Source organism: Mesorhizobium sp. 131-3-5 (assembly GCF_016756575.1).
In the GTDB taxonomy this organism is placed as follows: domain Bacteria; phylum Pseudomonadota; class Alphaproteobacteria; order Rhizobiales; family Rhizobiaceae; genus Mesorhizobium; species Mesorhizobium jarvisii.
This window is the reverse complement of the sequence record NZ_AP023254.1, coordinates 5,023,131-5,036,143: the sequence shown is the minus strand read 5'-3', so window position 1 is coordinate 5,036,143 and position 13,013 is coordinate 5,023,131. Positions and strand designations below refer to the sequence as shown.

Annotated in this window: 11 protein-coding genes; 5 read left to right on the top strand and 6 right to left on the bottom strand. The window is 61.7% G+C overall.

The genetic code is table 11. From position 1 onward, the window contains the following. Positions 1-10 precede the first annotated feature (10 nt). Both JG747_RS24720 and JG747_RS24715 read right to left on the bottom strand, forming a co-directional pair. On the bottom strand, positions 11-526 hold the full coding sequence (locus JG747_RS24720) for a CAP domain-containing protein (RefSeq protein ID WP_019857462.1): 516 nt from the start codon (positions 524-526) through the stop codon (positions 11-13). A gap of 78 nt (positions 527-604) precedes the next feature. After that, positions 605-1,828, bottom strand: a complete 1,224-nt coding sequence (locus JG747_RS24715) for a TadE/TadG family type IV pilus assembly protein (protein ID WP_069091885.1) — start codon at positions 1,826-1,828, stop codon at positions 605-607. Positions 1,829-2,138: 310 nt separating this feature from the next. Between JG747_RS24715 and JG747_RS24710 the strand changes: the two genes are divergently transcribed. After that, positions 2,139-2,339 carry a hypothetical protein gene (locus JG747_RS24710; protein ID WP_019857465.1) on the top strand — a complete coding sequence of 67 codons (201 nt, stop codon included), beginning with the start codon at positions 2,139-2,141 and terminating at the stop codon, positions 2,337-2,339. 410 nt (positions 2,340-2,749) lie between these two features. After that, complete coding sequence (locus tag JG747_RS24705) at positions 2,750-3,574, top strand: DUF2189 domain-containing protein (RefSeq protein WP_027046709.1); 825 nt, start codon at positions 2,750-2,752, stop codon at positions 3,572-3,574. Positions 3,575-3,642: 68 nt separating this feature from the next. Here the strand turns inward: JG747_RS24705 and JG747_RS24700 are convergent, their stop codons facing one another. The 3 genes from JG747_RS24700 to JG747_RS24690 form a co-directional block, all read right to left on the bottom strand. Continuing rightward, positions 3,643-4,275 (bottom strand): LysE family translocator, encoded by a 633-nt coding sequence (locus JG747_RS24700; RefSeq protein ID WP_032929773.1) that lies wholly within the window; start codon positions 4,273-4,275, stop codon positions 3,643-3,645. 200 nt (positions 4,276-4,475) lie between these two features. Next, complete coding sequence (locus JG747_RS24695) at positions 4,476-6,461, bottom strand: TadE/TadG family type IV pilus assembly protein (RefSeq protein WP_202360242.1); 1,986 nt, start codon at positions 6,459-6,461, stop codon at positions 4,476-4,478. 190 nt (positions 6,462-6,651) lie between these two features. Beyond that, a complete protein-coding gene (locus JG747_RS24690) occupies positions 6,652-8,604 on the bottom strand; it encodes a TadE/TadG family type IV pilus assembly protein (protein ID WP_019857470.1) in 1,953 nt (650 codons plus the stop codon). 296 nt (positions 8,605-8,900) lie between these two features. Here JG747_RS24690 and JG747_RS24685 point away from each other — a divergent pair, with 296 nt between their 5' ends. Next, on the top strand, positions 8,901-9,761 hold the full coding sequence (locus JG747_RS24685; protein ID WP_038646111.1) for a TIGR01459 family HAD-type hydrolase: 861 nt from the start codon (positions 8,901-8,903) through the stop codon (positions 9,759-9,761). A 6-nt stretch (positions 9,762-9,767) separates the two neighbouring features. Beyond that, positions 9,768-10,748 (top strand): bifunctional riboflavin kinase/FAD synthetase, encoded by a 981-nt coding sequence (locus tag JG747_RS24680; RefSeq protein ID WP_202360241.1) that lies wholly within the window; start codon positions 9,768-9,770, stop codon positions 10,746-10,748. Between the two features lies 1 nt (position 10,749). Here JG747_RS24680 and JG747_RS24675 read toward each other — a convergent pair whose 3' ends face one another. After that, on the bottom strand, positions 10,750-11,304 hold the full coding sequence (locus JG747_RS24675) for an HdeD family acid-resistance protein (protein ID WP_019857473.1): 555 nt from the start codon (positions 11,302-11,304) through the stop codon (positions 10,750-10,752). Positions 11,305-11,440: 136 nt separating this feature from the next. On the opposite strand from JG747_RS24675, the gene JG747_RS24670 reads away from it, so the two are divergent. Beyond that, on the top strand, positions 11,441-12,997 hold the full coding sequence (locus tag JG747_RS24670; protein ID WP_244748211.1) for an acid phosphatase: 1,557 nt from the start codon (positions 11,441-11,443) through the stop codon (positions 12,995-12,997). The last annotated feature ends 16 nt before the right edge of the window (positions 12,998-13,013 follow it).

Sequence of the window (13,013 nt, the reverse complement as noted above, 5' to 3'; positions counted from 1 at the left end):
CAGCAAGACGCTACCTGCCGAGCACCAGCGACCAATAGCGCAGGTTGGGATCACGCCCGTCGCGGACATAGGCGAGGCCGAAGCGGCTGAAATCCTGATCGAGTATGTTGCGCCGGTGGCCCTGCGAATGCATCCAGATGTCGAACAGTTTTTGCTGGTCGAAGCGGCCTTCGGCGATGTTCTCGGCCGCGGCGCCCCGCACGCCATTGTCCTTCATGCGCGATGCGAAATCCTTGCCCCAGCCCGTGGTGTGGCTCATGCGCTCGCGCGCTGCCATATAGCCGGCCTGTTGCAGCGCCGCCTGTTCGAGCTGGGCGTCCGGCGCCAGCGGGCCGAGCCCGGCTGAGGCGCGCAAGCCCGACAGAGTAGCCGTGGCGGAGGAAGAGACGCCTGCGCCTTCGCCCGTCGGTACAGAGACGGTGCTGCAGGCGGAAAGCGCGGCAATGGCTGCAAGGCCGGCGACCTTGAGCAACGTGCGCCTGTTCGGATTCGGGATTGGCGAGTTTGCAGTTTTCGCGATTGTCATGCCCAACTGACATAGTGGCGATCATGGCTTTTGCCGGGCAGGGCGGTAAGATCTGAGATGGAAATGCGGGTTAGTCGCTCATTTCACAAGCGTGATGAGGCGGCTGGCATACATCTCGCGATTTCCAAACACGGCCGTGCAGTCGGTTTTGATGGATGAGTTTCCGGTCATCTGCACGGTCGAGCCAACAAGTCTCAGACAGTCGCCCTGACCGCTCATATCTGAGTTGCCGGCAAAGGATATCGCCGCGTCCGGCGCATAGACGAACCCGCTGATCGCGGAATTTGCACCGCCATTCAGCGTCAGGGCCGAGGTGTTGCCGCGGTTCTCGAAAATGGTGATGCCGGCGTAGGGACCGCTGGTGGGTGGTGATAGATTCACCTGTTCATTGGCATTTATAGTGATCTGTGAGCCCTCCACGAGGAATAAGGTCACGCCCTGACCGGTCAGGCTGCCGTTGCCGCCGGGTTTTAGGGTGACGCCACGGAAGATGTAGACGCCCGGATTGAGCGTGATGTTTCCCGACAACGTCTTGTCGCAATAGGTTCCAGGCGACAGCGTATAGGTTCTGCCGTTCGGGATCGGCAGGCACAATGTGTAAGGGGGAGGAACGACGTCCCCCAGAGGATCGAAAGATGCATATTGATGTTCGAGTGGGGCTCCGCAGGTGAGATTGGCGCTTGGCGGCGAAAGCCCGTAAGTGCCGCCGACAGTTGAGACGCAGCCCGCCGAAATCTGCGCGGAACCGCCCCTGCTGACAGCATCGGACGCATCCGAGTTTGCCGCGATGACGCAACTGCTCATGGAGACATCGGTCGAGCCCTGCAGGCTTATTGCGGCCGACGCATGTGGATCGAGCGCCAGAACGCAGGCCTGCGCACCGGGATTCATCTTGACCGTGGCCGAGCGGTGAGCTGGCCATGGGGCCGCGCCATTGATGAAGCTCGGACGGTTGATGCTGGACGAAAGCGAGATGTAATAGGCGCTCGGGTCGCCGCTGGCGGTTGCCGAAAAAGCCGAGACGCTGTCTGCATATTCCTGCTGGTCGGCGAGGCTCAAATTGGCAGAAAAGAATGTCAACCCAAGTGCCTCTACATCACTCGCGGCCATACTGGGCAGGTACTTCGTGCCGACGGCAAGTCCAGCCGCGTCCAGCGAGTTCTGCAATTGCGCGGCGTCGTCACTCGTGCCCGTCAGATCGATCGCGCCGGCCACCACAACCATTATCGGCAGCATCGCTATGGCGGTCGCCATGGCAAAGTTGCCGCGCTTCGAAGACCAGAAGCCTCTCAATGTGAACATCGTCCGCCGCCAAGGTTTGCAATGCCCAGGTGATACGCCCGGGATATCTAAGAGAAATGTAAGCAATCGCTAAAATGCATAGGTTCTAAAAATGAGGCGAGGCGGCTCGTGATAGTGACGCCCCGGGCCTGGGGCCCGACTACAGCCGACGTCACCCACGGGAACGCCGTGACCCGTAGAAACGCCAAAGCATTGGCTGACAATATGGCCGACAGAACAACGGCCGCGGAATGGACGAATGGCCAAATGTGATTTTGCGGACAGGGCCAAGCGGGTTACGCTGCGTCAGCAATGAAAGAGGAGAAAGACGATGAAAACGTTCCTCGCTATCGCTGCCGCACTGGGCCTCTCCGTGTCCGCCGCTTCGGCAGACTGCGCCTATCATCACTCGAAGGTATCGGCGTCAGTCGACACACAGACGACGACAGCGAGCGTCGAGAAGGCTGACATGTCCAAGGCTACGGACGCTCAGACAGTCGTGAAAAAGGAAGTACCGCCGAAGACCGAATAGACTTCAGCGGATCCCGCGCGAACGCCGGGCTGCGTCGGCTGCCGCCGTTGCGTTCGGCGCCTGACAGTGAGGCTGATGTCGTCTTGTACGCTGGCTATCCGCAGATACTAACTTCGTAGAGGTCAATGTCTTCTGGGTGCGCAGCGGCAATTGATCGCCATAGGTCCAAATTATTATGCCCCCTTCGTCGTCGATCCGGACGGCCCATATCGAGGCGGTCTTCAACGCGCGGCAGTAGATTCCGCGCGGCCGGCTTATGCCGGCAGGCGATGACAATCCCGTGAGGACCTGACCAAGGCCATCGATTCGGCGACAACCCCTGGCAAATCGGCTATGCTGCCACATCTACTAGTGGCAGCTGCGGGCGGCCATCACGGCGGTGACCGCCCCCGACACACGGGAGGATGGTTATGGCCGGCTTTCATGTCATGGCGGACGCCTACGGGATGCATGTGCAGCCCGCGGTGCGCCGCATCACCACGGCGGATCTCTGGGATGCGCTCAGGCTCGGCGCCGAGGATTTCTGGGCAAAACCGTCCCACTACGTGTTCCTGTGTTTGATCTACCCGATCGTCGGTCTGATCCTTACCCAGTGGAGCTCGGGTTCCAACGCCATTCAGCTCGTCTATCCCTTGATGTCGGGCTTTGCCCTGGTCGGGCCTTTTGCCGCGATCGGGCTCTACGAAATCAGCCGCCGGCGCGAGCTCGGCATGAACACGAATTGGCGCCATGCACTGGACGTGCGCCGTTCCCCGGCATTGCCGTCGATCGCGGTCATCGGCATCATGCTGTTTGCACTGTTCCTGTTGTGGCTGTTCACCGCGCAATCGATCTACACCAGCCTGTTCGGAGACCAGCCGCCGGCCTCGATCGGCGCCTTTGTCCGCGACGTGCTGACGACGGGCAAGGGCTGGACCCTGATCCTGCTTGGTAACGCGGCCGGTTTTGTCTTTGCCGTGGTGGTGCTGGCCACAACGGTGATCGCCTTTCCGTTGCTGCTCGACCGTGATGTCGGTGCCGTCTCCGCAATCGAAACCTCGGCCCGGGCGGTGATGGCAAACCCGTTGCAGATGGCGCTCTGGGGCCTGCTGGTTGCCGTGCTTCTGGTGATCGGCTCGATCCCGCTGTTTGCCGGGCTGGCCGTGGTCATGCCGATCCTGGGCCATGCCACCTGGCACCTCTACCGCAAGGTGATCGAGCCGGCACAGATCCGGCCGATCCGCCGGCCGATGTAGCTAGACTAGAGCATGATCTCCAAAAGTCGGAACCGGTTTTGGGAAAGATCATGCCCGGCTGGAGGGACTCAGCGCTGCGCGTCGGTCGCCATCTTCAGCGCCAGCGCCGTCAGCACGCCCCCCATCATCCAGCGCTGGATAACCAGCCACAATGGCCGTCCGGCAAGGAAGGTGGCGATCGAACCGGCCGTCACCGCGATGATGGCATTGACGGTCAGGCTGATCGAGATCTGCGTCGCACCCAGAACCAACAGCTGCGACAGCACATGGCCTTTGCCGATGCTGATGAATTGCGGCAGCAGCGACAGATAGAGAACGGCCACCTTGGGGTTGAGCAGATTGGTCATCAGCCCCATGGCGAACAGCTTGCGCGGCCTGTCCTTCGGCAGGTCTCGCACCTGGAACGGCGAACGTCCGCCCGGCTTCACCGCTTGCCAGGCAAGCCACAGCAGATAGAGCACGCCGGCAAAGCGCAGCGCGTCGTAGGCATAGGGCACGGCAAGCAGCAGCGCCGTGATGCCGAACGCCGCCGACAGCACATAGAACAGGAAGCCGACCGCGACCCCACCAAGCGAGATCAGTCCCGCCTTCGGCCCTTGCGACAGCGAGCGCGAGATCAGGTAGATCATGTTCGGGCCTGGCGTCAGCACCATGCCGAGGCAGACCAGCGCGAAGGCGATATGGTTGGCGGTATCGGGCATTGTTCGTCCCCAAGCACGCCCGCGATGCGATCCCGCGAGCCGCCAATATCTGCCTGTCACGGCAGGCGCCCGCAAGGGCTTGCCGGCACCAGGCGTTGCGCCAGAGGAGCGGTTACGGCATGTCGCTCCAAAGCGCCTCCGGTTTCGGGACAACGACATGCATAAGAAGGACCCAAAGCGCCGTTTCGACGCGGCGTGCCTTAGCCGACCACCCGCAGGTTCGACAGTTCGTTGCCGATTTCCTTGAAGTCGTTCGACAGGCTGGCGCCGGTCGCATTCCAGAACAGCTTCGCCGGTTTGCTCGGATCCGTCGGGTCCTTGCGGAAGCGCGAGTCCGATGAGCAGGATTTCAGCGCATTGATCGCCAGCTTGTCGCTGGCCTGGCTTGTCGATAGGTCGAGCGCCACCGTCATCACCATGATGTTGGCCGCCTTGGCGTTGTTGCAAAGCGTTGCCATCTGTTCGTTGAGCGCATTGGTGTAGTTGCCGTTCGAATAGTCGAACTGACCGATGGCGCCCGATGTGCCCATGAACATGCGGCCGATCGAGGTGCCGTTGTAGCCGGGGTTGAGATAGCCGTAGGACGCGTAAGTCGATTTCGAGTTGGCGGGGTCCGAATAGCCAAGCGAGGACGGCGTGTAGTAGGTGTTGGCGCCGTCGGTCAGCACGATCACCACCTTGTCATTGCCTTTTTCCGTTTCCCGGCGCCCTTGCGTGAACGGTTCGCCGCTTGAGACCACCCGCCAGCCCCACGCCATGCCCTCGGGAACATTGGTGCCGCCATTCGGCTGCATCAGGTCGATCGCCGCCTTGATCGCGGTGGCCCCATCGGCGACGCTCACATCGGTCAGTGGTGTGATCGGATTGGTGGTGCAACTGTAGTTCGGGCCGTTGCCGGCGGGCAGCGCCGGCGCATCGATCGGCCGTGGCTGGAAATATTTGGCCATGTTTCGCTGCCGCGCTTGACCGGTGCTGCTTGTAGGATCGTCATTCCACCAGCTATTCCCCGCGCCGTAGGTCACCGGGGCGGCCTCGTCGGGATCCTGCGTGAGCTTCCAGTGATTGCCGGGTTCGTCCGGAGCGAACATCGGCACGAACATCGTTGCCGGATCGCCGACGCCTATGCCTGTGTTGGCCGAGCCGCCGGACGGCGATGCGTCGTTGACATTGTAGGGATAGGGCCGGGCCTCCACGCAGCCTTGCCAGCTGGCGAACGGACCGTAGGAATCGATGTAGTCATATTCGTCGTGGCTGCGTTTGCAGGTGTTGTTCGAATTGTATTCGTCGCAAACCACCCGCTTGCTGTTGACGACACGCTCGTGGTTGGTGACGACCTTCATGTCCCGGTAGAGTGAAAATCGGGTCAGCATCTGCCCTTCCTCGCTGCCCCAGCCAGTGCCGCGTTTGTACCAGATGCCGTTGGTCTGCTGGGCGTATTTGTTGGCCGCGTTCAGTGTCGACCAGTCGAAATTCTCGTTCGACACCGGCGACAGGCCCTCCGTGTCCATCCACGAAGCGTTGCCATTGGCGGGGCCGACATTGACCGAAGCGGCAAAGGGCACGAGGCCAAACTGCACCGGCTTGTCGACCTGCTTGATCATGACCGCCTGCTGGGCCAGCGTGTCGACCAGCTGCTTGGACGCGGTCTTGAGAAGATCGATGCGCTTCTGGCCTGAGCCCGTGCCGAGCGTGGTCATCGATCCGGAATTGTCGAGCACCAGAGCAACTTCCAGCGTGTTCTTCAGCCGCACCTGGGAAGTGACGTTGAAGTTGATCCTTTGATTCGCATCGGTTGCCGATTTGCCGACGAGCTGGGCGAAGGCAGGATAGAAATAAGGCTTGTAGGCAAGCTGCGCCGTCATCGTGAGCAGGCCGCCGCCCCTGGTGTTGCTGGGCAAGGTGACGTTGAGCGTCGCGCTGGCCGGATCGACATCGTTCAGGTTGGCGTTGAAGAAGTCGAGCGCATAGGCTTTCAACTGGTCGTCGGTCGCGCCTTCCGTCAGCCGGCGCGCCGTGGCGAAGTTGGCGGCGTCGAGCGCATTCGTCACCATCTGCTTTTCGCGGTTCATTTCCGTGAAGTCGACCGCGATCGCCAGGCCGCCCATCAGCGGTACCATCGCCACGACAGTCATAAGAGCATAGTTGCCGCGCCGGTCGCGGCCGAACTGACGCCAAAGTTCATGCATGACTTGCAGCGGCCCCCGCCGGCGGATTCTCGATTGACGCCAGCCTTCCACAAAACGCTGAAGGCCGGGTTTGGGAAACCGCTCAATTGCTTGGTCGACGCTTCACCAACCGCTAACCAATGCAAGCCTGCGGCCCCGATCCGGTCTAAGGCAAACGCCCTGTCGGGGCAGGGCGTTCGCAGTTTGGCGATCAGCTGACGATGCGCAGGTTGGACAGTTCATTGCCGATCGCCTTGAAATCGTCGGAGAGTGTCGCTCCGGTCGAATTCCAGAACAGTTTCATCGGCTTGCTCGGATCGGTCGGATCCTTGCTGAAGCGGGAATCCGACGAACAGGCTTTCAGCGCATCCATCTGTGTTTTTTCCGCCGTCTTGGTGGCATCGAGGTCGAGCGCAATGGTCATGACCATGATGTTGGCGGCCTTGGCGTTGCTGCACAGCGTGGTGAAGTACTCGTTCATCGCCTTGGTGTAGTTGGCGTTGGAATAGTCGGTCTTGCTGACGCTGTTGCTGGTGCCAAGGAACATCCGACCATAGGTGTAGGCGTTGCTGAAGGGTACGATGTAGCCGAGCGCCGAATAGATGGCCTTGCTGCCCGCCAGATCGTTGCCGCCATAGTTCCAGTTGGTTCCAGAGTAGCTCTGAGCCGTCACCGACGTTGGTGTGTAATAGGTGTTCGCACCATCGGTCAGGACGATCAGAACCTTGTCGTTGCCTCTTTCTGTCTCGGGTCTGCCTTCGGTGAACGGGGCAGTGCTGGAAAGGGTCCGCCAGCCCCAGGCCATGCCTTCCGGAACATTGGTGGCGCCGTCGGCGGCCATGGCGTCGATGGCCGCCTTGACTGTGTTCGCTCCGGTTGTCGTGGAAACGTCGGTCAGAGGCGTGATCGCGGTCGTGCTGCAACTCGTGTTGGGGCCGGCATCCATGCCGTAGGCTGGAGTAACCGTGGTGCCCGGGTCGGTAAAATATTTCGGCATGTAGCGCTGACGTACCGCGCTCGTGCCCGTCGACCCGTCGGCAAGCCAATTGTTGTTGGCGGGGCGAGGTGGGTTGTTGCTGTCGGTGAGATCGGTTTCATCGGGCGCGAACATGGGCACGAACAGCGTCGCTGGCGTCCCGGTCGCCCCCTCGGTGTCGTTGACATTGTAAGGATACGGTCGAGATTCGACGCAGCCGCCCCAGGAAGCGACGCTTCCATAGGTATAGTTGTAGCCGCTTTGCCAAGTCTTGCATGAGCCATTGGAGTAGGTGGCGGTGCATTTGAACTGCGCGACATAGGTGGCAGTGGCGGTGCGCTTCATCTGGTTGTAGATGGAGAAGCGGGTCAGGGGCAGGTCCTTCTGGGTTGCGTCCCAACCGCTGCCTTTGGCGTACCAGACGCCGGCGATGTTCTGGGCATACTTGGTGGACGAATAGGTCGAACTCATGCTCGCCCAGTCGAAATTCTCGTGATGGATCGGCGAAATCCCGGTGGTGTCCATCCAGGATGCCGAAGCGTTGCCCGGGCCGACATTGACCGATGCGGCGAAGGGAACGAGGCTGAACTGGACCGGGTTGGTGACCTGCTTCATCATCTGCGCCTGGCCAGCCAACTGGTCGACCAGCTGCTTGGCGGCATCCTTGAGAAGGTCGAAGCGTACCTTGTTTGATCCTTTGCCGAGTTCCGTCATCGAGCCGGAATTGTCGAGCACCAGCGACACTTCCAGCGTATTCTTCAGTCGGACTTCGGAGCATGCGCCGAAGCTGATGTCGCTGTTGGCGGCGCTGCCACCCACCAGCACTTTTGCAGTCGGCAGGAAGTAGGGCTTGTAGGTCAAGGTGCTGCAGAGCTTCAAGGTGCCGCCGCCTGCGTTGTTATTGGGCAGCGTCACGGCGAGCGTGGTGTTGGCTGGATCGATATGCGCGAGATTGGCTTCGAAGAAATTCTTGGCGTAGGCCTTGGCATCGGTGTCGCTGGCGCCGGCAACGATCTGCTGGGCAGTGGCGACGCCGGCCGCGTCCAGGGCGTTCAAGGCGTTTTGTCGCTGCCGCGTCATTTCCGTATAGTCGACGCCGATTGCCAGGCCACCCATGAGCGGTACCATGGCGACGACAGTCATGAGCGCGTAATTGCCACGCCGATCGCTTCCGAATCTCCGGATCATTGTTCCAAAATACCCCCGCCAAATCGATAATCGGTGGGGATCGTGTCATAAATCGTTAAATTTCACGTTGCCGTAATATGTCCAAGGTCGAGCCGCCCTTTCAACGCGCGTTAACCATATGCTGTCCAGTGGTGGCTTTGGGTGCCAACGGATAGCCCGATCGGGCGCACAGTTCGCCCTTCGCGTCGATCTCCGGGTGAAAGCTGGTGACAGCATGGATCGGTTCGGATAATTCGAACCCGCTGCGGCGAACCGTCGGCCGCCGCACTCGCAACGCTCATATCGAAGGAAACGGCATGGCGGATTCGCCTGACATCGTCGGCTCGCTTGAAGACGTCTCAAAAGCCTATTCGGCAATTCTTTGCGATGTCTGGGGCGTGGTGCACAATGGCGAATGGCATTTCCCGGCGGCTGCGGTGGCGCTGGCCAGGGCAAGGGCAGCCGGCATTCCCGTTGTTCTCATCACCAATTCGCCCCGCCGCAGCGCCGATGTCGTGGCTCAGATGAGTGCGATCGGCGTTCCGCCGTCAGCGTACGACCGTGTGGTGACCTCGGGCGACGTGACCCGCGACCTGATCGCGGAAGGCCCACGCAAGATCTTCCATATCGGCGCCGACCGCGATCTGACGCTCTATGACGGCCTCGATGTCGACCTTGTCGAGGAATTCGAGGCGGCCGGTGTCGTGTGCACCGGCCTGTTCGATGACGAGGTCGAGAAGCCTGAGGATTATACCGATCTTCTGCGCCGGTTGCGTGCCAGGAACCTGCCATTCATCTGCGCCAATCCCGATATCATGGTGGAGCGCGGCGAACGCATCATCTGGTGCGCCGGCGCGCTGGCGCGCGACTATGCCCAGCTTGGCGGCCGCACGCTGATCGCCGGAAAGCCCTACGCGCCGATCTACGACCTTGCGATGAAGGAGGTGGCGGAGGTGCTTGGCCGGCAGGTCGAGCGTTCTCGGGTATTGGCCATCGGCGATGGGGTGATGACCGATGTGAAGGGGGCGGCCGACAATGGTTTCGACGTTCTCTATGTTTCCGGCGGCATCCATGCCCGCGACTATGGCGATGCATCCCGGCCGGATCCGGCCAAGCTCGGGCTCTTCCTGGAGCGGCACGGCTATCGTCCCGTGGCCGTCATGGTCAGACTGCAGTAGGTGGCAATGGTAGGCTTCCAGCATCTCACCGCGACCGCGCCGCTGCCCGCCGATCTGCGTGACGGTGTTGTCGCGATCGGCAATTTCGATGGCGTCCACCGTGGTCATCAGGCGGTGCTCGAACGGGCGCTGGCCGAGGCTGTGCGGCGTGACGTGCCGGCCCTGGTGCTGAGCTTCGAACCGCACCCGCGAAAGGTCTTCAGACCCGACATGCCGCTGTTCGTGCTGACGCCGCCGCCGATGAAGGCGCGCCTCTTGTCCTTGCTGGGTTTTGCCGCGCTCGTCGAGCAGCCGTTCACGCGCGACTTCGCGGCGCTTTCGGCGGAAGCCTTCGTCACCGACGTACTGGAGAGGACGCTCGGCATCACCCACGCCGTGACCGGCTTCGATTTCCATTTCGGCAAGGACCGCCAGGGCGGACCGGCCTATCTGATGGCAGCCGGCGAGCGCCATGGCTTTGGCGTCACGCTCGTCGACGCTTTTCGCGACGAGGGCGCCGAGGTAGTTTCGTCGAGCCGGATCCGGGCCCTGCTCTGCGATGGCGAGGTAGTCGAGGCCGCCGGTCTGCTGGGTTATCGGTTCACGGTCGAGGCCGAAGTGATCGGCGGGCAGCAGCTCGGCCGCACGCTGGGCTTTCCCACCGCCAACATGAGGCTTTCACCGGAAGCGACTCTGAAGGAAGGGATTTATGCCGTCCGCTTCCGCCGCGCCGACGGCACGCTGCATGACGGCGTCGCCAGCTTCGGCCGCCGCCCGACCGTTGACGACAACGGCGCACCGCTTCTGGAAACCTTCGTCTTCGATTTTTCCGGCGATCTCTACGGCGAGACCTGCGAGGTCTCGTTCTTCGGCTTCCTGCGCAGCGAGATCAAATTCGACGGCCTCGATGCATTGGTGGTGCAGATGAAGCGCGATGAAGCCGAGGCCCGGGCGCTGCTTGCCGGCGTCAAGCCGCTTTCGCAGCTCGACGCGGCGATTGCCTTCTGACTTACTTTTTCAACGCCAGGCCGACCGCGATGAAGGTCCAGCCCTGGAAGATCAGGTCGATCGCCAGGAACAGTCCGAGCACCCACAGGCTGTTGACCGGCCACCCCATGGCGATGATCAGGCCGGCAAGCACGCTGATGAGGCCTGCCGCGACGATCCAGCCCCAGCCCTGTTCCGGACGGTGGCTGTAGCCGACCCAGGCGCGCAGCGCGCCGGAAGCGACGAGCGCAACGGCCAGCAGGAAGGTCAGCACCGCCGAGGCCAGCAGCGGATTGTCGAAAGCGAAAAATCCGGCGACCGCATAAAGCAGCCCGCTGAGCAGCCAGTAGAAGAAGCGGCCCCAGGTCTTGACCCCGAAAGCATGCATAATCTCGATGATGCCGGCCACCAGCATCAGCCAGCCGACGACATAGACGGAAGCAACTGTGGCGATGAACAGATTGCCGAAAGCAATGCCGCCGAGGATCAGCAGCACCACGCCCAGACCAACAAACCACCCCCACTTTTCCCGCGTCTGGCCGATCGCGTTCTTCAGTGTATCGCCGTGCAAGGTCATGATCCATCTCCCTCCACATCTGGCCGCGCATCCTGCGGTTGAAGGAAGGTAATCCCAATGGCACTACCCGTCCAGCGCGGTGGCTATTGCAAAGGCGCGGCGAAGCTGGTGTCATCCCGCTTTGCATCAGGGAGGTATGACAATGAAGCGATCCCATGGGCTCGCCCTGTTTTCCTCAACTCTCGCCCTGTTCGCTGCCAATGCGGCTTCCGCATTCGCAGCGCAGCCCGGCGATCCGCCGGATGGCATCACCAAGATAGAAACGGTGGTCGTCATCTTCGCCGAGAACCGCGCCTTCGACAATCTCTATGGCCATTTTCCCGGTGCCGAAGGCATCGACAAAGCCAGCCAGGAAAGCCTGCAGCAGCGCGACCGTGACGGCTCGGTGCTGTCCGAACTGCCGCCGGTGTGGGACGGGCTGACCGCCAAGGGCGTCACGCCGCCGGTGACGCAGGCGATGACCGAGCACCTTCCAAACGCGCCGTTCACCGTGAACGACGCGAAGGGTTTCAACGTGCCGCTCAGCGTCACAACGCACGATCTCTGGCATCGCTACTACCAGAACCAGATGCAGATCGACGGCGGCAAGAACGACATGTTCGTTGCCTGGGCCGATTCAGGCGCCATGCCGATGAGCAACTGGGACGCCTCCAAGACCGACATGTGGGCGGTCGCGCAGAAATACGTGCTGGCCGATCATTTCTTCATGGGTGGGTTCGGCGGCTCGTTTTTCAACCACCAATGGCTGATCTGCGCTTGCGCGCCTTACTACGCCGATGCCGACAAGAGCCCGGCCAAACCGTCGATTTCGGTGACGGATGATAGCGGCACTGCGCTGAAGATCGCCGACAATTCGCCGAAATCGGCGCGCGACGGCATTCCGAAATTTGTCTCCGATGGCAATCTGACGCCGGACTTCCATGCGGTGAACACGATGCAGCCGCCTTACCAGCCGAGCGGCACCGATCCGGCGCCTGGCGGCGATCCGCTCCTTGCGGATCCGGCCAAGCCCACCACGCTGCCGCCCCAGACGGAGCCGACCATCGGCGACATGCTTAGCCTAAAGCACATCACCTGGGCATGGTATTCGGGCGCCTGGCAGTACACGCTCGACCATGGCAACAAGTCGCCGGTTCCGAATTTCCAGTACCACCACCAACCGTTCAACTATTATGCCAATTACGCGCCGGGTACCGAAGCCAGGCGCGAACATTTGCGCGACGGTGGGCTGGGCGGCGTTAGCTTCATCCAGGCGATCGACGACGGCGCCCTGCCACAAGTCTCCTTCTACAAGCCGCAGGGCAATCTCAACGAGCATTCCGGCTATGCCGACATCGAGGCCGGAGATCGCCATATCGCCGACGTCGTCGCCCATCTGGAGAAAAGCCCGCAATGGCCGCATATGCTGGTCGTCGTCACCTATGACGAGAATGGCGGCATCTGGGATCACGTCCCTCCGCCCAAGGGCGACCGCTGGGGGCCGGGCACACGCGTCCCCGCCATCATCGTTTCGCCCTTCGCCAAGCACGGCTATGTCGATCAGACGCCCTATGACACGACTTCGATCCTGCGCTTCATCACCGAGCGCTTCGAACTGCCGGTGCTGCACGGCATCGTGGTTCGCGACAGGGCCGTCGCCGCGCATGGCGAACCGCCGCTCGGCGATCTTACCGCCGGGCTCGACCTCAAGTGAAGGCCCGTGTCGGTAG

Excerpts from the sequence above, each read along its gene's own strand:
- JG747_RS24675 (WP_019857473.1), bottom strand. The coding sequence starts at position 11,304 with ATGACCTTGCACGGCGATACACTGAAGAACGCGATCGGCCAGACGCGG.
- JG747_RS24670 (WP_244748211.1), top strand. The coding sequence starts at position 11,441 with ATGACAATGAAGCGATCCCATGGGCTCGCCCTGTTTTCCTCAACTCTC.
- JG747_RS24715 (WP_069091885.1), bottom strand. The coding sequence starts at position 1,828 with ATGTTCACATTGAGAGGCTTCTGGTCTTCGAAGCGCGGCAACTTTGCC.
- JG747_RS24680 (WP_202360241.1), top strand. The coding sequence starts at position 9,768 with ATGGTAGGCTTCCAGCATCTCACCGCGACCGCGCCGCTGCCCGCCGAT.
- JG747_RS24685 (WP_038646111.1), top strand. The coding sequence starts at position 8,901 with ATGGCGGATTCGCCTGACATCGTCGGCTCGCTTGAAGACGTCTCAAAA.
- JG747_RS24700 (WP_032929773.1), bottom strand. The coding sequence starts at position 4,275 with ATGCCCGATACCGCCAACCATATCGCCTTCGCGCTGGTCTGCCTCGGC.
- JG747_RS24710 (WP_019857465.1), top strand. The coding sequence starts at position 2,139 with ATGAAAACGTTCCTCGCTATCGCTGCCGCACTGGGCCTCTCCGTGTCC.
- JG747_RS24705 (WP_027046709.1), top strand. The coding sequence starts at position 2,750 with ATGGCCGGCTTTCATGTCATGGCGGACGCCTACGGGATGCATGTGCAG.
- JG747_RS24690 (WP_019857470.1), bottom strand. The coding sequence starts at position 8,604 with ATGATCCGGAGATTCGGAAGCGATCGGCGTGGCAATTACGCGCTCATG.
- JG747_RS24695 (WP_202360242.1), bottom strand. The coding sequence starts at position 6,461 with ATGCATGAACTTTGGCGTCAGTTCGGCCGCGACCGGCGCGGCAACTAT.
- JG747_RS24720 (WP_019857462.1), bottom strand. The coding sequence starts at position 526 with ATGACAATCGCGAAAACTGCAAACTCGCCAATCCCGAATCCGAACAGG.